17 protein-coding genes are annotated in these 18,847 nt (G+C 52.1%); 4 read left to right on the top strand and 13 right to left on the bottom strand.

The window, feature by feature from the left end; all coding sequences use genetic code 11:
* Positions 1-64 precede the first annotated feature (64 nt).
* The 10 genes from fliO to fliF all read right to left on the bottom strand — a co-directional run bounded on the left by fliO (position 65) and on the right by fliF (position 9,115).
* Entirely contained in the window at positions 65-484 is a 420-nt protein-coding gene (gene fliO / locus CVE23_RS14160; protein WP_049855050.1) for a flagellar biosynthetic protein FliO, read from the bottom strand.
* Positions 484-900 (bottom strand): flagellar motor switch protein FliN, encoded by a 417-nt coding sequence (gene fliN, locus CVE23_RS14155; protein WP_038919556.1) that lies wholly within the window; start codon positions 898-900, stop codon positions 484-486. Before fliN ends, fliO begins: the two co-directional genes overlap by 1 nt.
* Positions 893-1,909 carry a flagellar motor switch protein FliM gene (gene fliM / locus CVE23_RS14150; RefSeq protein WP_038667932.1) on the bottom strand — a complete coding sequence of 339 codons (1,017 nt, stop codon included), beginning with the start codon at positions 1,907-1,909 and terminating at the stop codon, positions 893-895. The genes fliN and fliM overlap by 8 nt, the downstream gene beginning before the upstream one ends.
* Before the next feature lie 5 nt (positions 1,910-1,914).
* Complete coding sequence (fliL, locus tag CVE23_RS14145; protein ID WP_038919555.1) at positions 1,915-2,403, bottom strand: flagellar basal body-associated protein FliL; 489 nt, start codon at positions 2,401-2,403, stop codon at positions 1,915-1,917.
* 133 nt (positions 2,404-2,536) lie between these two features.
* A complete protein-coding gene (locus CVE23_RS14140; protein WP_049855051.1) occupies positions 2,537-3,859 on the bottom strand; it encodes a flagellar hook-length control protein FliK in 1,323 nt (440 codons plus the stop codon).
* A 2-nt stretch (positions 3,860-3,861) separates the two neighbouring features.
* On the bottom strand, positions 3,862-4,302 hold the full coding sequence (gene fliJ / locus CVE23_RS14135) for a flagellar export protein FliJ (protein WP_038919553.1): 441 nt from the start codon (positions 4,300-4,302) through the stop codon (positions 3,862-3,864).
* Between the two features lie 8 nt (positions 4,303-4,310).
* A complete protein-coding gene (gene fliI, locus CVE23_RS14130; protein ID WP_038919552.1) occupies positions 4,311-5,681 on the bottom strand; it encodes a flagellar protein export ATPase FliI in 1,371 nt (456 codons plus the stop codon).
* The gene (gene fliH, locus CVE23_RS14125; protein ID WP_100849787.1) at positions 5,681-6,436 is read right to left on the bottom strand and encodes a flagellar assembly protein FliH; all 756 of its coding nucleotides are present in this window, start codon (positions 6,434-6,436) and stop codon (positions 5,681-5,683) included. The genes fliI and fliH overlap by 1 nt, the downstream gene beginning before the upstream one ends.
* Positions 6,411-7,403 (bottom strand): flagellar motor switch protein FliG, encoded by a 993-nt coding sequence (gene fliG / locus CVE23_RS14120; protein WP_013318489.1) that lies wholly within the window; start codon positions 7,401-7,403, stop codon positions 6,411-6,413. The genes fliH and fliG overlap by 26 nt, the downstream gene beginning before the upstream one ends.
* Positions 7,400-9,115, bottom strand: coding sequence for a flagellar basal-body MS-ring/collar protein FliF (gene fliF / locus CVE23_RS14115; RefSeq protein ID WP_100849786.1), 1,716 nt, complete (start codon positions 9,113-9,115; stop codon positions 7,400-7,402). Before fliF ends, fliG begins: the two co-directional genes overlap by 4 nt.
* A 332-nt stretch (positions 9,116-9,447) precedes the next feature.
* On the opposite strand from fliF, the gene fliE reads away from it, so the two are divergent.
* Entirely contained in the window at positions 9,448-9,762 is a 315-nt protein-coding gene (gene fliE / locus CVE23_RS14110) for a flagellar hook-basal body complex protein FliE (RefSeq protein WP_038667944.1), read from the top strand.
* A 198-nt stretch (positions 9,763-9,960) separates the two neighbouring features.
* On the opposite strand, the gene fliT is transcribed toward fliE, so the two are convergent.
* From fliT to fliD, 3 genes are all read right to left on the bottom strand, one after another.
* Positions 9,961-10,323: a flagellar protein FliT gene (gene fliT / locus CVE23_RS14105; RefSeq protein ID WP_038667946.1), complete on the bottom strand. Its 363-nt coding sequence runs from the start codon at positions 10,321-10,323 to the stop codon at positions 9,961-9,963.
* Complete coding sequence (gene fliS / locus CVE23_RS14100) at positions 10,323-10,733, bottom strand: flagellar export chaperone FliS (protein ID WP_049855053.1); 411 nt, start codon at positions 10,731-10,733, stop codon at positions 10,323-10,325. Before fliS ends, fliT begins: the two co-directional genes overlap by 1 nt.
* Positions 10,734-10,836: 103 nt before the next feature.
* Complete coding sequence (gene fliD, locus CVE23_RS14095) at positions 10,837-12,294, bottom strand: flagellar filament capping protein FliD (RefSeq protein ID WP_100849785.1); 1,458 nt, start codon at positions 12,292-12,294, stop codon at positions 10,837-10,839.
* 744 nt (positions 12,295-13,038) lie between these two features.
* On the opposite strand from fliD, the gene CVE23_RS14090 reads away from it, so the two are divergent.
* The 3 genes from CVE23_RS14090 (at position 13,039) to CVE23_RS14080 (ending at position 18,808) form a co-directional block, all read left to right on the top strand.
* Positions 13,039-13,881, top strand: coding sequence for a flagellin N-terminal helical domain-containing protein (locus CVE23_RS14090; protein WP_049855055.1), 843 nt, complete (start codon positions 13,039-13,041; stop codon positions 13,879-13,881).
* A gap of 299 nt (positions 13,882-14,180) precedes the next feature.
* Positions 14,181-17,555 (top strand): O-linked N-acetylglucosamine transferase family protein, encoded by a 3,375-nt coding sequence (locus CVE23_RS14085; RefSeq protein WP_225622593.1) that lies wholly within the window; start codon positions 14,181-14,183, stop codon positions 17,553-17,555.
* Between the two features lie 128 nt (positions 17,556-17,683).
* Complete coding sequence (locus tag CVE23_RS14080) at positions 17,684-18,808, top strand: DegT/DnrJ/EryC1/StrS family aminotransferase (RefSeq protein ID WP_049855155.1); 1,125 nt, start codon at positions 17,684-17,686, stop codon at positions 18,806-18,808.
* Positions 18,809-18,847 lie beyond the last annotated feature (39 nt).

Here is an 18,847-nt window from a genome sequence, read left to right as displayed (position 1 = left end):
GAAGCCGCAGGATAACGTAGCAGGCGCAGCCATGCGGAGAAAGAAGTCGGACGCAGGGTGGTACTCATTCGGTTTTTTCCGGACGCGTGGTCGCTTTCTTGAGAAACTGGAGAAAATCGGCTGGCGCAATTTTTTCTACCGATGCCGCTGCGTTGCCAACGGGACGCGCGGGCAGGGTATGTAAATGGGTGATCTGCTGGGCGGTTACCCCTAATACGAGCCAGGTATCGTCGACTTCAACAATCACGATACGTTCGCGTTGCCCGACTAGGCAAGACGATACCACTTTCATAACATTGCCGCTTTTGACCTGCGGCGCGATACCCAGTTTGCGTAACAGCCAGGCGACCAGCAAGATCAACAACAGCACACCGCACAAGGCGGTGCCGATTTGCGACAACAGCGCGCCGCCGGAAATAACGGATTCAGCAGCCGCGGGCGGCTGCTGAATGGTAGAGACAGTCTGTTGTGCGGTACCCGTCATTAACGGCCTAACCTGCGCATACGTTCTGACGGCGTAATAATATCGGTGATACGTACGCCATACTTGTCAGAGACGACCACGACTTCACCTTGAGCAATCAGATATCCGTTAATCATAATATCCAGCGGCTCACCGGCCAGGCCGTCCAGCGCTACCACGGAGCCCTGCGACAAACGCAGCAACTCTTTGATGGTCATTTTGGTGCGACCGAGCTCGACCGTCAGTTTGACCGGGATATCCAGAATCAGATCGATATCCTGCATTGAACCCTGCGTGTCCTGCACATCAAAGTTCTTAAAAATACCTTCGGTACTACCCGGCGCGCTTTTTTCTGCCGACTGCTGCTCGCTAAATGCATCAGCCCACAGATCGTCCACGGAATCCGTTTCTTCGGACGGTTTCTTGATGTCACTCATTGAGCGGTTCCTCGTCATTCAGAGAATTTAAAATGGGGTTAATCAAGTGTTCAACACGCAAGGCATATTGACCATCTAACGTACCGTATTGACAGGTCAGCACCGGCACGCCATCAACATGAGCCACCAGGCGTTCAGGTTTATCAATCGGCAAAATATCTCCGGGTTTGAGTTTCAAAACCTTTGACAGTCGAACCGGGATATCGACAAAGTTGGCAACCAGCTCCAGCTCCGAGTGCTGTACCTGCTTTGCCAGTGTTTCACGCCAATGCTGGTCTTCCTGCTGAGAGTTCTCCAGCGGCGGGTTAGCCAGCAATTCGCGTAAAGGCTCAATCATGGAGAACGGAATACAGATACTGAATTCACCGGTCAAGGTCCCGATTTCCAGATGGAAAGGGGTCGTCACCACGATATCGTTCGGCGATGTGGTGATGTTGGTGAATTTTACCTGCATTTCCGAACGCACATATTCCACATCTAACTTATAAATCGCATTCCAGGCATCACTGTAAGCTTCGAGCGCCAGTTTAAGCATCCGGCGCACAACACGCTGCTCGGTATGCGTAAATTCACGACCTTCAACCTTGGTGGGGAAACGACCATCGCCGCCGAACAGGTTGTCCACGGCAATAAAGACCAGGCTGGGGGAGAACACAAACAGAGCCGTGCCGCGCAGCGGCTTCAGATGTATCAGGTTGAGGTTGGTCGGAACCGGCAGGTTACGCGCAAACTCATGATACGGCTGAATCTTGATAGCACCGACAGTAATATCCGGGCTACGACGAAGCAGGTTGAACAGCCCCATACGGAACTGACGTGCAAAACGTTCGTTGATGATCTCCAGCGCCTGCAGACGTTCACGAATGACGCGCCGTTGTGTATTGGGATCGTAGGGTTTGACATCCCCGTCTTTCTGCGAAGCAGCGTTGCTGGCATCAGCGCTACTATCGCCACTGTCACCGTTTAGCAGAGCGTCAATCTCTGCCTGTGAAAGAATGCTGTCACCCATAGTGATTACCGCAAAATGAAAGCAGTGAACAGGACATCGCTGACTACCTGGTTAGGTTGTCCAGGAACCAGCGGTGGGCTTAATACCTGCTTGATATCTTCAACCAGTTTTTGCTTGCCTTGTTCCGTTGCCAGAACAGACGAGCTCTGACGAGAAAACAGCATAATCAAACGACTGCGAATTTCCGGCAGATAATTGGTCAGGCGCGCACGGGTCGCTTCATCCGGCAGTCGCAGGGTGATCCCCACATACAGCACCCGATCCGGGTTGTTATCCGGAGATAACAGGTTAACGGTGAATGTATCCAAAGGCATGAACACCGGCGCTGGCGGCGGAGGCGGTTCGCTAGCTGCCGTTTCGGCTTTTTTCTGACTCAATAACCACCAGCCGGCACCCGCTGCGGCAGTGGCTGCCAGGGCGATAACAATCAAGAGTATCAGCCAGAGGGACCTCTTATTACCGCCTGACTGGGCTTTCTTATTAGACGTAGCCAATGATATATCCTGTTATTTATCAGTATCTAATGGCAAAGTCAGCCATTAGATAAATGCGTGATATCACGATTATCCCGCCTATTCACCGCTTCAATACAATGAATAAACAATAAAAAAAGCGTTAACTTCTTCATTAGGCAAAGATATCGACGCCATTAATACCTGTTGCCATTGACTGCAGCTGTGCCGGGACCGCCAGCGGTTCAACTTCGGCGGCGGTATGCTCGGATTGGCCGAATTGCTGCTGATAAGACGAGGCGTTGCCGCCGCCGTTACCATTGGCGTTGCTTGCCACTTGCTGCTGTGACTGCTGCCAACTGCCGGCATCCGACCCTACACTGCTCTGCCCCAGGTTGATACCGCTCTCGGCCATCGCGCTGCGCAGGTGGGGGAGGGCGGACTCCAGGGCGGAACGCACCTGGCTGTTACCGGAAACCAGGTGAATTTGCGCCTGATTATCTTCGATTTTCAGCATGATATGCAGTGAGCCCAACTCTTCCGGGTGAAGTTTCAGCTCAGCGGTCTGCTGCCCGTTACGGCTAAACATCACGACCTGCTGACCCAGCGCATCATTCCACTGCTGAGTACCCAGCGGCACGTTGATCTGGCTGGTTACGTGCTGGGCTGCGGGTTGCGTTGGCGTGGCGTTGCTGGCGAACAGCGACGACAGCGTCTGCAATGACGAGTTGGCGCTGGCATCGGCCGGTGCCGATGCGGCTATCGGATTACTGGCGCTGTCTTCCTTACGGGATGTCAGCAGAGTGCTATCTTTGGACTGGTCAACTGCCTGCAATCCGGTATTTTTGGCCGCGGCAGAGGTGCTCACGGCAGTCAGGGACGAGGCCGTCGAGCTATCCGTTGTTGCGGATGCTTTCAGTGTAAAATCGCCTTGTGACGATGAATCGCCGGTTTTTGCCGAACCCAGCAACGAACTCAACACGCTGTTGCTGGTCTTGCCGTTTTTCAACTCACTCAATCCATCGGATAAAGACGGGTTGGACGCCGTGCCTTCAGTTGCCGCTTTTGTCTGCGCTGTAGTTTGTACCGGAATCATGGCAAACAACGCTTGCATAGCCAGCGCATCGGTATCAGTCGCTTTCTCGTCCTTTGCACTGACTTTCTTTTGAGCCTTGGCCAGCAGCGATTCAAGGGAATTGCCTGATTGCAAGTCAGCCAGCGTCAACGTCCCTTTAGTCAAGGCGCCCAGAATGGCATTCAATTCGTCACTGTTTGCTTCAATGCCGCTTTTTGCCAGTGCGTCTTTGAAATCGGCGCTTTCCTGATCGCTGATAATGGTTTTTTTGGCGGACTGTGCCGTTGACAGTTTCTGCGAGAGCAACTGAACAAAATTTTCCGGTAGCTGGTCTTTGCCCAGCAGCGCAAGTAAGGAATTCCCCTGAGGCGCAGTTGTGCTTGCATCAGTCGTTGTGGTGATCGGCATTGCTGGCAAGTTCATAATTATGTTTTCCTCATTGATGCGCGTTGGGCGAATTCATCCATCCGCTTTTGTTCCAGGCGATTTTCATGCGCCAGCATTTTAGTCTGTTCACGCTGTTGCAATGTACTAAATGCATTCAGTCGCTGCTGCTTTTCCTGCCAGGCTTTCATCGCCTGATTCAAACGAGAAGTCCAATTTAATAACTGATGCTGGTGCTGCTCAATCGCTTTTTCCAGAGTCAAAATAAATTGCTGATAATTTTGCCAGGAGGTATTGGCCATGCCTTCGGTCATTGAGTCATTAAGCCGCTGGCGATAATCATCATGGTAACCTAACAACGCATTAAGTTGCTGTTCAGCCTGCAAATAGGCTTTTTGTACCTGACCCAGATGCGTTGTCGCAGCATCGACCTCTTTTTGGGCCAAATCACGCAGCATGACGAAGGTAGATTGAGTTCTCATTCACCCTCCTACCGATTATACGGGAAAATGTTATCCAGTGCCTGACAGGCTTCCTCAAATGAGCTTCGCTCAAACATTCCCTGCTGCAAAAAATGTTGCATCTGCGGATAAAGCTGTATTGCCCGATCAAGCAACGGGTCGCTACCGGCGGCATAAGCGCCGACATTAATCAGATCGCGGTTGCGCTGATAACTGGATAACGACTGCTTGAATTGCCTTACCGCAGAATAATGGTTTTCATCTATCAACGCCGTCATCGCACGGCTAATAGACGCTTCGATATCAATAGCCGGATAATGTCCGGACTCTGCCAATTGGCGGGACAGCACGATATGGCCGTCCAGAATGGCGCGAGCCGAGTCGGCGATCGGGTCCTGCTGGTCATCGCCTTCGGTCAGCACCGTATAAAACGCGGTGATTGAACCGCCGCCGGAAATACCGTTGCCCGCACGCTCTACCAGCGCAGGCAATTTGGCGAAAACCGAAGGCGGGTAACCTTTGGTTGCCGGCGGTTCGCCAATCGCCAGTGCGATTTCACGTTGAGCCATCGCATAACGCGTCAGCGAATCCATAATCAACAATACATGATGACCACGGTCGCGGAAATCTTCTGCGATGCGCGTAGCATAAGCTGCGCCCTGCATACGCAGCAGGGGAGAGACATCCGCCGGGGCGGCGATCACCACAGAGCGCGCAAGCCCTTCGGTGCCGAGAATGTTTTCAATGAAGTCTTTAACTTCGCGCCCACGTTCCCCGATCAGGCCGACTACGATCACATCGGCTTGAGTATAGCGCGCCATCATTCCGAGCAGCACACTTTTACCAACACCGGAACCGGCGAAAAGCCCCATACGCTGACCACGGCCCACCGTCAGCAATGCGTTGATGGCACGCACGCCGACATCCAGAACGTGTTCAATCGGCGTACGCTGGAGCGGGTTGAACGGCGCGGTCACCAGTGGCGCGGTGTAGCCGGTATCAGGTGCAGGAAAACCATCCAACGGTTTGGCGCTGCCATCCAGTACGCGGCCCAGCAATGCCGGACCCAGCGGTAGCTGCTTGCCCTGACTGCTGCCGGAAAGACCAACGCGTTCATAGACCCGGGCTCCCGGGATGATCCCTTCGACTTCTTCAAGCGGCATCAGAAATAGTTTCTGGCCGTTAAAACCGACGACTTCACTTTCCACTTCGTCAACCTGATTGCCGTTCTGACGTTCAATCAGGCAGGTCGAACCCAGCGGCATGTGCAGGCCGGTCGCCTCAAGCACCAATCCCGTCGCACGCGTCAGCCGTCCATAACGGCGTATTGCAGGCGTATTGGCGATACGCTTTTCAAACGTATCAATAGAAGAGAGCCAACGGGAAAGACGCACAGTCATCAGAGTTCTCCCGGTGCTGCCAGTCGGCAAAGTTCATGCCAGCGGGTGGCAATGCTGGCGTCCAGATCCCCTTCTTCGGCGCTGACTTTGCAGCCTCCGGGATGCAATTGGTTATCTGCCAACAACCGCCAGCCGTGAAGGCTGAGGGTAGGGCCGAGGTGTTGTTCCACCCGCTCCAGGTCCGATGGGTGCACACGCAATTGCGGCTTGCCGCTGAACATGGGTTCCTGCTGGATCAACTGCTGTATTTGCCCCATTAGCGCAGTGCCGTCACAAACCGGCGACTGACCAATTACCTGCTTGGCGGCGGTTAAGGCCAACTGCATCAGGCGTGAGACAATGACGCTGTCCAGAGCGTCCAGCGTTTGCTGGAATTCATTGACCATCTGTTGCATCTGGGCAATAACCGGTTGCTGCTGCTGAGCCGCATCCTGTAAACCCTGCTGTGTGCCGGTCTGGAGTCCGTCCTGATAACCGGCGGCGTAACCCTGTTGCTTGCCTTCGGCAAACCCGTTTTCCCGCGCCTGCTGCAGCACCTGTTCGCGCAGGGTTGCCAGATCATCCTCCGACTGCTGAAAATCAGACATGCCGAAGAAGTCGTTGTCTCCCGGTTGCGCCGACGGCGAAGCCGGAGAGGACGATGCCGACGTCCCCACATCCGCGACAGCGGGTGTGGGGGCGGAAAGGTCATCCAGTTTCCACGGCTGCCAGTCAAGATTGCTGGAAGAATTAGACAAACGCGTCATCACCACCACCGATAATCATTTCGCCGCTGTCTGCCAGTCGACGTACAATGAGCAAAATGGCTTTCTGTTCGTTTTCCACCTGGGACATACGTACCGGGCCACGAGTTGCCAGGTCGTCGCGCAGGATTTCCGCCGCACGCTGCGACATGTTGCGCAGGAACTTCTCGCGCAGCGGCTGTTCGGCACCTTTCAGCGCGATCAGCAGAGACTCGGATTCCACTTCCTGCAGCAGACGCTGGATACTGCGGTCGTCCACTTCCACCAGGTTTTCGAACAGGAACATTTCGTCGATAATTTTCTGTGCCAACTCGCCATCGAATTCGCGTACGGCATCGATAACCGCTTCTTCGTGCTGCGTTTTCATCAGGTTGATGATCTCTGCCGCAGTACGAACACCCCCCATCTTGCTGCGTTTGAGGTTTTGACCGTCCAGCAGCCCGTTAAGTACTTCGGTCAGTTCCGCCAGAGCGGACGGTTGCACCCCGCCGAAGGTGGCGATACGTAGCATAACGTCATTACGCATGCGCTCGTCGAAGTGAGCCAGAATATCCGCCGCCTGTGCGCGTTTGAGGTGCACCAGGATGGTGGCGATAATCTGCGGGTGCTCGTCGCGGATAAGGTCGGCGGCGCTTTGCGGCTCCATAAAGTTGAGCGTTTCCATACCGGTAGAGGTTTCCTTGCTTTCAAGGATATCTTCCAGCAGGCTGGAGGCACGCTCTTCACCCAATGCCTTGACCAGGACAGAACGAAGGTATTCGCCGGCATTCACACCTAACGCCGCATACTGCTCGGCCTCAATATCAAACTCGCGCAACACTTCCAGCAACTCAGACTGAGAGACCTGTTTCATGTTGGCCATCGCAGTACTGAGATGCTGCACCTCGCGGGTTGAGAGGTGCGTAAAAACTTCTGCCGCACGGTCTTCACCGATAGTCATCAATAAGACGGCGCTCTTTTCTGTACCTGTCAGACTCATAGTTCGTTACTCATCCAGTGGCGGATTACCAGCGCGACGACGCGAGGATCATTTTCGGCCAGTTCACGGATACGCTGACTGTGCATCTCTGCATGGGCCCGCTGCTCGGATTTCCGATGCAATTCTTCTTCCATCGTGCTGAGCGTGACGGTGACATCCGCATCCTGACCGCGCAACGAGGCGGCCGCTTCGGCTGCTTCCTGCAACTGCGCACGTCTCTGCAACTGCGGACGCACCAGTTTACGATACAGAATCCAGCCAACAATCAGTACCAGCAGCCAGCGGCCTACTTCGGTCAGCAGATCGAAGAACACCTGTTTCTGCCAGAAGGGCAGTTCGCCGCCAGTGGCGTCTGTAATGGTGAACGGTGTATTAACCACGTTCAGGGTATCACCGCGGTCACTGGAGAATCCCATGGATTCACGAACCAGCGCTTCGATTTTCTTCAGTTGTTCATCATTGAGCGCTGCCGGCTTGCCGTCCTCACCCTGCGTGTAGTTAACCACGACAGCGACAGACAAACGTTGAATATTGCCGGTGTTTTGTTTGGTGTGCCGAATGGTGCGATCAACTTCATAGTTGATCGTCTGATCGTGGCGGCTGTTGTAGGTTTGATTGGCCGCGTTGCCGGCAGAAGATGTCTGGTTATTGGTTCCCGCCGCGTTAGCATTGGCGTTGTTGGCATTGTTCGCGTTATTAGCGTTATTTGCCGGCGGGGTAGAAATGGGCGCGGTCGGCGCCGGTGTCGGTGTATTCGATAATGCGCCAGGTACGCCGCCTACGTTAGGACCACCGCGCTGATCGCTCTGACTGGTTTGCTGAGAGCGCACCGCAGCCTGATTCGGCGTCTGGTTAGGTTGATACTGTTCATCAGTCTGTTCGCGGCTGGCGAAGTCGATCTGGGCGGTGACTTGCGCATGAACGTTGCCTGCGCCGACCACAGGCGTCAGAATCGCTTCAATCCGGCGCTGGTAATTGCTTTCGACTTCATTGGCATACTTCAGTTGCGCGGCATTGAGGTCGCGCCCAGAACTGTCATTTTGCGTCAGCAGTTTACCGGTCTGGTCAACGACGGTGACCTTGTCGGCCGGCAGGCCTGCTACGCTGCTGGAAACCAGGTAGGTAATGGCGCTAATCTGGCTGTCATCCAGCGCTCGTCCCGGTTGCAGGGTAACGGTAACTGCGGCGGAAGGGGATTTCTGTTCGCGCACGAACAGCGACGGCTTGGGAATGGCCAGATGTACGCGCGCATTCTGGATCGGTCCCAGGGTTTCCATGGTTCTCGCCAGTTCGCCTTCCAGCGCGCGTTGATAGTTGATCTGCTCGCTGAACTGGCTGATGCCGAATTTTTCCTGGTCAAGCAGTTCAAAGCCAACAGCACCGCCTTTCGGTAAGCCCTGCTGCGCGAGCTTCAGGCGGGTTTCATAAACCTTGTCCGATGGGATCATGATGGCCGCGCCGCTTTCGGTGAAGCGGTAAGGGATATTCATTTTGCCCAGTTCGGAGACAATACTGCCGCCATCACGTTCATTGAGGTTGGTGTACAGCACCCGATAATCGGGGCCGCGAGCCCACAATGACAGGGCGACAACAATCGCAATAGTTGCAGCGGAAGCAATCAGTAACGGGATTTTAGGGTTGGCACGCAAACGGTTGAGTATCTCGCCAAAGCTTTTCCCACCGGTTGCGGCGCCGGATGTTAAGGCGTTCATACTCTATCTCTGCCTGGTTGCTGAACGATATGGGTAACGTTGTAACGTAACAAAACAGAACTCCCTGATTGCGCAATCATAAAAACTCATCGCCTACATTTACCGGCATGCCATTATTTTCCGTTACGCAAAATTTGATGGGTCGATAAGCTGGCATTTTTAATGTCATTTATACGATTTACTACCTTATGGATATGGTAGCGTATTGAACCTGTAAAGAGATGTATGTGAAATAAACGGCGCTGATGGCGCAGTTCGTTTGCTACATATACATATGTTTATCATTTATTTGGTTTTTATATCATTCTCAATCTGTAGTTGAGGAAACAGGCATGTCTATTCAGGGTATCGACGCGGTATTGCAGCAGATGCAGATTACCGCAACCAAAGCGGCCGGTGGATCGGATTCCAACGTTGCGTCCCAGTCTGGTTTTGCCGGCGAGCTGAAAGCTGCGCTCGAAAAAATCAACGAAACACGGACGCAGGCACAGACGCAGGCTGAAGCATTTACGTTGGGCAAGCCGGGGGTCGCGCTGAATGACGTCATGGTTGACAACCAGAAGGCCTCTATTGCTTTGCAAATGGGGGTTCAGGTGCGCAATAAACTGGTCTCGGCTTACCAGGAAGTCATGAATATGACGATATAATCGGCAAGCAAAACGCTGCCCGGTTATACCCGCTTTTTATTGATTGTTATATTCGGATGATTGTTGTATTCGGCAAACATCCCGAGACAAGGGGGGGAATGACCAACGGTTATTCCCCCTGATTTTTGCCTGATTTTTTTGAAGTAAAAAGAGCCCGTTCTGGGAAGTGTCAGGGCTCGTCTACAGGAACAGTGTTAATCAGGGCTGCGGTTTTCCCGGAAGTATATCGTTGGAGAACTCGGCATAAGTGTTGTTAATCGATTTTTGATTCTGTGACTGCTGGATGAGCACCGCCAGCTCCTGCATTCTGTTCTGCAGCAGCTCTTTCACCTGTGATTCCGTATCCAGTATGTCCTGAAGAAGCTGCCGGAACTGTAATTGCACCGTGCTGGGAATATTGGCAGGAACGGTAATCTGACTGATTCTCTCTATTGACTGGATATAAACTATTTCCTGTTCAACAACATCATCCCATAATCCATTAAGCGCCATGGCCTTGATATTTCGGATGAGTTTGAGTAACCCCTGATACTCAATTAGTAATGGAGAGAGGTTTTCCATTAGCGCGTTTCCGTCGTTGGTTGATAACCAGGTCCAATTTGTTTCCAGGCATCCGCAATATTACCGAGGAGAGCCTCCACTTCTATGATTGCCTGCAAATCGTTATTGATATTGGCATGCAATAACCGACGCACCATGTAATCGTAAAGATCGGAAAGGTTCTCTGCCAGTTCGCCACCTTTTTCCATATCCAGTCCGAGTTTCAACCCATTACTGATAATATCGATGGCTTTGGAAAGGGCATTCCCTTTTCCGACAATGTCATTCTGTTCAAGAAGAATTCTTGCCCGGACAAGCGCGCTCTTGGCACCGTCAAACAGCATAACAATCAGTTGATGCGGACTGGCGCTCATTACCGCGCTTTCCACACCTACTTGAGCATAAGCCTGACTGACATTCTTTCTATACATGACCATGCGTTGGATAACCGATTAACAATAAATAAAAAGATAATAATATTCGTAACTGTATGACGTGCGGTAAATCCCGGCACGTCATACATTCCTGATTTGATTAGCTCGAACTGCTACTGGTTTTGTTAAACTGCTGCGTCAGGTAAGTACTGGTTGAATTCAGTTTGGCCAGCAAGGTGTTGAGCTGAGCAAACTGGGTCTTATAACGCGCCATTGTAGAATCGATGCCATTCTGAATGCTTTCGATTTGCTTAGTTAATGAAGCCTGATTGGTCTTAATGCTGCTTTGGGCGGATTTTATCAGGCCATCGCTAGAGTCCAGCGTCTGAGTCAGGTACTTTCCTGCCTGAGTTGCAAATCCGGTGGTGGTGCCGTTGCCGACAAAGAACTGCGTCACACTGCTGGCGCTGGTTTTCAGCGTACTTTCCAGCTTGGTGGTGTCGACGGCTAGTTTGCCGCTATTTGTGGGATCTTGAGTAATCCCCAAATCAGCCATAATGTGCAAAGAGCCGCTACTGCTTTGGAAGTTACTCAGCAAACCCTGCAACTGCCGCTGGACGGTGCGGATAGTTCCATCACCAACCAACGCGCCATTGCTTGACGATTGGCTACCATTGGCCTTTTCGGTCGAGCTTGGCGCGGTGTAGTTGGTCTGCGCTTTAATGACATCCAGCACGTTATTATAAGCGCTGACCCACGCCTGAACCGCTTTCTCGGTATTGGTGATATCCGATGATACGGTCAGTGTTTCCGCTGTAGTGCTGGAGGACGTTGATTTAAGATTCAACGTTACGCCGCTGATAGCGCTACTCACGGTGTTGCTCTGACTGGTGACGGACATGCCGTTCAGCGTAAACGTCGCATCTTTAGCCGCGACCTGCTCAGTAAAGCTGCCCAACGAGCTGGAAAGCGATCCGCTGACTGAAATGGTCATAGCGGATTGAGTGCCGGTATCTTTTGCCGTCAGCATCAAATAATTATTGGTACCGTTATTAATGATACTGGCACTGACGCTGCCACCGGCATTGTTGATAGCATCACGGATATCATTTAACGATGTTTTGTCATCGGTCAGTGTAATTTTCAGCGGCGTAGACTGACTGGACTGAGTAATCGTGATCGTGCTGCTGGTGCTGGAAGTTCCACCTGATACCAGAGCGGTCGATGCGCTGCTGAAACCACCGGAAATCTGTGACTGAGCCTGAGCAAGCTGGCTGACAGAAATGCTGTAGGAACCGGCAACTGCACTACTGTTAGTGGTTGCGCTGAATGAAGTGTTGGTGCTGGTCACCGCAGTTGAGGTGATGGTCTTCATGTTCTGCAGCGTTGACGTGGCGCTCTGCAGGCTCTTCATCGCCGCTTCAACCGCGCTGTAGGCCGTTGCCTGCGCGCTTAACGAAGTTTGTTTGTTGGTGTACGGTGTCAGTTTTTGGCTTTCAGCGGATTGCAGCTTGGTCAGTAATCCGCTCAAGTCCAGTGATCCACCACTTGTTGTTGTAGCCAGGCTCAAACCTACCGATGAAATGTAGTCTGCGGTACTGCTAACCGTCGTAGCCATAGAGATACCCTTCCGTTTAAATTGTGAACTGACAGTCTTATCGGCACTGTATACGAAAAGTTTACAGACGTAATGTAAATTTCAGCGTAATCGTTATCCTCCGTGATTTCCATCGCGCCTGAGCCGTCTGCGGGATTCTATCCTGGCACGATACGTATGATGCCGGGATCAACAGCTGTAATCGGGCATTTTCGGCTTGCCGAAGGCATTAAGTGTGTCGCCAGTATCCGTTTGGCTGGCGGGATGTTCAGCAGCTTATGGCAGCGTATCCACGCGTTGGATGCCCATGACCTGACCACATGACTGTGTTATCGACCGAGTATGTCGGCTCGCCTGCGATGAAACCTTCATCGCGTCTTGGGCAGTAAGCCTGGGTCGATGCGCCAGATACCTTATAAAGTATAGAGAGAGAATGAAGCGGGCGCTTTTCATTCGTTATCGCGTTGCCTATAGCCGACGCATGATGTTTGATTAGCGCGGTGTCGAACGCCGCCTTTACTGCGTCGTTACATTTTATAGCAGGTCGCTGAATATAGAATGACCGGTTATCACATTCCCTGCAAGTTGCCGCCTTTCCTTTATTCTCCTTGCCGTAAGCGTCGGCCTGACTGGTTTTTTTCGGGGGATACGAAAATTTCAAAAAAAAACTAAAGGTTGTTTTACCCCGGCCGATACAGTTAGTGACGGTGATGACACCGGGGGCAACAGCCCATCCCCATTAATAGAGATGAAAGGAATATAATTATGGCAGTCATTAATACTAACAGTATGTCGCTGTTGGCCCAGTCCAACCTGAACAAATCACAATCTTCCCTGCAGACTGCTATCGAACGTCTGTCCTCTGGCCTGGCTATCAACAGCGCCAAAGACAACGCCGCAGGTTCTGGTATCGTTAACGGCATGACCGCTCAGATTCGTGGTCTGACCCAGGCTTCCAAAAACGCCAACGACGGTGTGTCTCTGGTACAGACCGCTGAAGGTAACCTGAACACCATCAACGACAACCTGCAGCGTATCCGTGAGCTGGCCGTACAGGCAGCGAACGACACCAACGGTACTAACGACCGTACTGCTATCCAGACTGAAATCAACCGTCGTGTTGACGAAATCAACCGTGTTGCTGCCAGCGCAAACTTCAACGGCAAAGCGCTGCTGGACGGTACCGTTAACGCCACTGGTTTCAACATCCAAGTTGGCGCCGGCACCACTTCTAACGATGCCATCTCCGTTGGTAGCTCTGCACTGATCAACGCCACCACTGGTGGTCTGGGTATCACAACTTCCAATACCGACGTATCTACTGCTGCAGGCGCTACGGCGCTGGTTGCTGCGATTGATACTGCTCTGCAGACCATCAACACCGCTAAGGCAAACATCGGTGCGACTCTGAACCGCTTCCAGTCTACTATCGATAACCTGAGCAACACCATCAACAACCTGAGCAGCGCACGTAGCCGTATTCAGGATGCTGACTACGCGACTGAAGTATCCAACATGAGTAAGGCACAGATTCTGCAGCAGGCTGGTACTTCTGTACTGGCTCAGGCTAACCAGGTACCGCAGACTGTTCTGAAACTGTTGCAGTAATATCTGTTTACGCAGTCTCGAATTGAAAACCAACCCTTTGGGGTTGGTTTTTTTTATTTTGTGACATAGCCGGGATAAATAAATTTATCAGAATAAAAATCGGCTTCTTAAGCGACGAAATAGGGAAGTTATAATTTGATGCTCAGAGGATTGGTGAAAAGGGTTTTCTTATATACTACAAACAATTTTATCTCCGCATAAAGTATTGAAGGAAATTCCTTGTGACCATGCCAGATACACAGCCTTTAGCGAATAATGACGACCTGGGTGAAGATACTGGTAAAATTCCATTGAGTTCGATGGCCCCTCCCGTTCCTTACACTGCACCTTTCCATCTGCAAGCCACTGCACATCTTTACGGCATCACATCGGCTGCGCCGGAAAATGCGCGCGTACTTGAGATCGGGTGCAAGGATGGCGGTAATTTGCTGCCTTTTGCGTTGGCAAACCCCCATTCGCAGTCTGTCGGGGTCGATCTTGATGCGGAGCAAATTGAAAAAGGCAGTGCGCTGATAAAACAGCTGGAACTGGATAATATCGCGTTATTTGCCTTGGACCTCGAATCTTTGCTGGCTTGCGATCCTGGGAAATTCGATTACATCATTATCCACGGTCTGTTCAGTCTGATTGGCGGTGAAACGCGGGAAGCGTTGCTGCGATTCTGTAGCGAGCACCTGACCGCAGAAGGCATCGTCTGCTATTGCTACAACACTTATCCGGGATGGAAGACCGGCGAAGTTCTGCGGGACGCCATCCAGCTTCACAGCAGTCTCGCCAATGATGAAAAGACGGCGCAATCCAGCGCCCGCGCGATGCTGACCTACCTGTCTTTGGGAACGTCTGCGGATAACCCCCAGAATGCGGCGCTGAAAACCTTCATTGAACAAGCTGAAAAACAGTCCGATGTGGATTTTGCGCTGCATTATCTGCAGGGGCTGAACCAGCCTTGTTACTTCGTTGATTTCTATTCACAGATTACCCAAACCGGCTTTGCCTATGTCGGCGATGTTCGCGCCTACACAGAACTGGCGGGGCATTACGGCGATCAGGTTTCACGCTTGCACGAAACGATTTGCCCTGAAAATACCACCTATCTGCGCCAGCAATATCTGGATTTTGCTGTTAACCGTTCTCAGCGATTCAGCATATTGGTCCCGCAGGAAAGGTCCGGGGCGATTCTGCCTGAACCTGATCTTGCAAAACTGATGGACTTCAATTGGGCCGGAAATTTTCAGCGTGTCAGAGCGGATGACGATAGAACGTTGAATGCCCACACTTCCGGTACCGGCGAAACCATCAGCACGGAAAACCCGGTGGTATTAAGTATCCTGGATGTATTGGGGGAGGCCTGGCCTGCCAGTTTGACGTTGGATCAATTGGTCTTTAATACCCAACTGCCGGAAAAAGAAGCGGAGAATCATCGGCAGGATGTGCTGGACGCGCTAAAGAATCTTTTTGTGAAAGGGATCGGCGGCATCTACACGCGGATGGGAAATTGTTCTTACCGGAACAGTAGGCATAAGACGCTGACCGGGTTGCCCGGTATTGCCACGACCGATCTGGCATTCAATTTCTGGCATGAGCCGGTGTCGCTTGATAGTGATGAACGGCAGTTCCTGCAACAGTTGTCATCATCGACCCTGAGCAAGGATAAGGCGTTTTACAGCCGGCTCTGGGCGCTGCGTAATAAAGGCGTGATATGGGGAACGCCACGCGCGTGGCGAGACTATTTGCAGGAAGCGATCGTGACGGCGGATGCCGGGCAGGTTGCTGTTTATGTTCAGTCGTTGGTGATGTACACCAGTGAAACCAATGCCGGCGGCTTTGTTGAACCGGAAAAATCATCGGCACATAAAAAGAATAAGCCGCAGGATAGAAACCCGCTCAACCGGAAAGTGTACGAAGAGATTGATCGGCTAACCGCACTGGGGCAGTTTGCCGAGGTCAGAACCAAAGCGGAAGAGATTATCAGTACCTATCCCGATAATCTGTGGGTCTGGTACCCCTTCGTGAATACCTATGTTCGTACCGGCGATTTTGATGGTGCGCTGAGCATCATTACCCGAGCAATCGCACTGATGCCTTTCAACTGGGATTTTTATGTTGATCTGGCGGTGTGCTTCTGGAAAAAGAACGAACTGCATCAAGGCATGGCGTTGACCAGGAAAGTACTGCGTTGTGATAAGCAAAAAGGGTTGGCGTGGGATACGCTGGCCATCTTGTTGAATATCACCCATAGCCTGGACTCAGCGTTTAAATGTATGGAGAAAGCGCTGCAGATTGAACCAGAAAACCCCAACTTTATCAGTCATATGGGGATGGTTTGTCATAATCTGGGGCGGAAGGACGCCATTCAGTACCACCGTAAAACCATTGAGTTGATGCCCCATGCGTTTCATCTGTACAGCAACCTGCTGTTAGGGTTGTCCCACGATGTCAACGTGACGCCGCTGGCGCTATTCCAGGAGCACCTGGCATTCGGTAAGCGCGTGGAAGAAGCGGCTGAACGCTATCATTGCCATTTTGCCTACTCCCTCGATAAAGCAGCCCAGCGCCCACTGCGCATTGGTTTTATTTCCGGCGACTTTGGCAACCATCCGGTGACGAATTTCCTGGAGCCGATCTGGAATTCGCTTGATCGAAACACGTTCTCGCTTTACGCCTACTCAAGTTTTCAGCGTCACGATGAAAAGGCTGAGAGCCTAAAACAGACCGCGGCCGGCTGGCATGATGTCGACAAGATGGGCGATCTGGAACTGGCGACGCTCATTAATAAAGATGAAATCGACATCCTGATCGATCTGTCCGGGCATACGGCTTACAACCGGTTGCCGGTGCTGGCGCTGAAACCCGCGCCGATTCAGATGACCTGGATTGGTTATCCCGGCACAACGGGCATGACGAGCGTTGACTACATCCTGCTTGATTTGCATTACCTCCAGGGGGGCGCGCTCGATCCATACCTGACGGAAAAAATCATTTATCTGCCTTCGGTGAAATATTTTGAGCCGGTTAAAGATAGCCCGGAGGTGAATGAACTGCCGGCATTGAAAAACGGTTATCTGACGTTTGCCAGTTTCAACCGTCCGCAGAAAATCACTGACGAAACGCTGGCCCTGTGGGCCAAGGTTCTGACGGCGATGCCGGATTCCCGGTTGATCATGGGGTACATGACGGGGCAGGAAACCATCGACTATTTCCGTGACCGGTTGGTCGAGTTCGGGGTGAAAGAAGAGCAACTGTCTTTCCGCATGCGGACCGGGCTGAAAGAATATCTGGGAATGCACCGTGAAGTGGACCTGCTGCTGGATACTTATCCCTATACCGGCGGGACCACGGTGAGTCACGCCGCTTGGATGGGCGTACCGGTGCTGACCCGTGAAGGCGAGTCCATCGCCTCACGTCAGGGCAGCGTCACCATGCGTATCCTGGGGCTGGACGACTTTATCGCGACGGAAGAAGACGAGTTTGTACAAAAGGCGCTGTACTGGCGTCAATCACTGGAAAAACTCAGTGACGTGCGCGCCGGAATCCGGGGGCGCATCGCCGCCAGAATGAATTCCGTCCTGTCGCCGTCCGTCTATTTCGAACGCGCAATACGCAATGCGTGGCAGATTTATTGCGACGGAAATGAGCCCAGAACATTCAGCATTGACTGGGAAAACGAATCATAAGTTTACGTAAAACCCGAAGGGGCTGCTTTCCACCTCGATAACAAGTCGGTGGAGGCAGCGGTAATCGCGATAATAAACAGACAATGCTGCTTTATGCATGGCGACATAAGCGCAAGGACAGGTGAATGATGAGCAAGAACATCTATGTAACGAGCCCTTTACTGCCTCCGCTTGATGAATTTATGCCCTATCTGGAAAAGATATGGGATAACAAATATCTGACGAACGGCGGGCCTTTTCACCAGCAGCTTGAACAAGCGCTGGCCGAGTATCTGGGCGTCAAGCATCTGTGTTTATTCACCAACGGCACGCTGGCGCTGCTGACGGCGCTACAGGCGCTGCGCATCACCGGCGAAGTTATCACCACGCCTTATTCGTTTGTGGCGACGTCTCACTCGTTATTGTGGAATAACCTCAAGCCTGTCTTTGTCGATATCGATCCGGTTACCTGCAACCTGGATCCCAAAAAGATTGAAGAAGCGATTACGCCGCTCACGTCCGCCATTCTGCCTGTCCACTGTTATGGTATTCCCTGCGATGTTGATCGGATCCAGAACATTGCAGATGTTTATGGCCTGAAGGTGATTTATGACGCCGCACACTCTTTCGGCGTGAAAAAAGATGGCGACAGTATTCTGAATTATGGCGATCTCTCGATTCTAAGTTTCCACGCGACCAAGGTGTTCAACACCATTGAAGGCGGCGCCATTATTTGTCCCGACGCCAAAATGAAGAAACGGATCGATTATCTGAAAAACTTCGGCTTTGCGGATGAAACCACCGTGGTCGCCCCCGGTATTAACGGCAAAATGAACGAAGTGCAGGCGGCGTTTGGTTTATTGCAACTGAATTATATCGATCAGGCGCTGGAAGACAGAAAACGCATTTATCACTATTACCGCGACGGGCTGGCGCAGATTAATAGCATCAGGACGTTGAGCGTGCCGGATTCAATTGACTGGAATTATGCCTATTTCCCGCTTTTTGTTAATGATTACTCGTTCGATGTGCGCGAGAAACTGTATGACGCCCTGAAAGAGCACGGCATCATGTCGCGCCGGTATTTCTACCCGTTGATCAGCAGCTTCCCGATGTACCGCGGTCTTGGCAGCGCGAGCGCCGAGAATTTGCCGGTGGCGACCGACATCGCCAACGCTGTGTTATGCCTGCCCATTTATCCAGGCCTGGAAACCGGCGATCAGGACCGCATCATTGAGATTATTGGGCGTACGTTGAGTGAAAACGTGCGTTAAGTGACAGGCTTGCTCTCGCCCCAGGGGGGAGTGCGCGTT

Origin of the sequence: Dickeya fangzhongdai, assembly GCF_002812485.1 — a bacterium.
Classification (GTDB): domain Bacteria; phylum Pseudomonadota; class Gammaproteobacteria; order Enterobacterales; family Enterobacteriaceae; genus Dickeya; species Dickeya fangzhongdai.
Note: the sequence above shows the minus strand (reverse complement) of the source record. Positions and strands in the feature narration are given on the sequence as shown.

What these genes read in the sequence shown, in the direction of transcription:
- fliG (WP_013318489.1), bottom strand. Translation starts at nt 7,403, where the DNA reads ATGAGTCTGACAGGTACAGAAAAGAGCGCCGTCTTATTGATGACTATC.
- fliI (WP_038919552.1), bottom strand. Translation starts at nt 5,681, where the DNA reads ATGACTGTGCGTCTTTCCCGTTGGCTCTCTTCTATTGATACGTTTGAA.
- fliN (WP_038919556.1), bottom strand. Translation starts at nt 900, where the DNA reads ATGAGTGACATCAAGAAACCGTCCGAAGAAACGGATTCCGTGGACGAT.
- fliJ (WP_038919553.1), bottom strand. Translation starts at nt 4,302, where the DNA reads ATGAGAACTCAATCTACCTTCGTCATGCTGCGTGATTTGGCCCAAAAA.
- fliT (WP_038667946.1), bottom strand. Translation starts at nt 10,323, where the DNA reads ATGGAAAACCTCTCTCCATTACTAATTGAGTATCAGGGGTTACTCAAA.
- fliD (WP_100849785.1), bottom strand. Translation starts at nt 12,294, where the DNA reads ATGGCTACGACGGTTAGCAGTACCGCAGACTACATTTCATCGGTAGGT.
- CVE23_RS14090 (WP_049855055.1), top strand. Translation starts at nt 13,039, where the DNA reads ATGGCAGTCATTAATACTAACAGTATGTCGCTGTTGGCCCAGTCCAAC.
- CVE23_RS14085 (WP_225622593.1), top strand. Translation starts at nt 14,181, where the DNA reads ATGGCCCCTCCCGTTCCTTACACTGCACCTTTCCATCTGCAAGCCACT.
- fliO (WP_049855050.1), bottom strand. Translation starts at nt 484, where the DNA reads ATGACGGGTACCGCACAACAGACTGTCTCTACCATTCAGCAGCCGCCC.
- CVE23_RS14080 (WP_049855155.1), top strand. Translation starts at nt 17,684, where the DNA reads ATGAGCAAGAACATCTATGTAACGAGCCCTTTACTGCCTCCGCTTGAT.
- fliS (WP_049855053.1), bottom strand. Translation starts at nt 10,733, where the DNA reads ATGTATAGAAAGAATGTCAGTCAGGCTTATGCTCAAGTAGGTGTGGAA.
- fliE (WP_038667944.1), top strand. Translation starts at nt 9,448, where the DNA reads ATGTCTATTCAGGGTATCGACGCGGTATTGCAGCAGATGCAGATTACC.
- fliF (WP_100849786.1), bottom strand. Translation starts at nt 9,115, where the DNA reads ATGAACGCCTTAACATCCGGCGCCGCAACCGGTGGGAAAAGCTTTGGC.
- fliM (WP_038667932.1), bottom strand. Translation starts at nt 1,909, where the DNA reads ATGGGTGACAGCATTCTTTCACAGGCAGAGATTGACGCTCTGCTAAAC.
- CVE23_RS14140 (WP_049855051.1), bottom strand. Translation starts at nt 3,859, where the DNA reads ATGAACTTGCCAGCAATGCCGATCACCACAACGACTGATGCAAGCACA.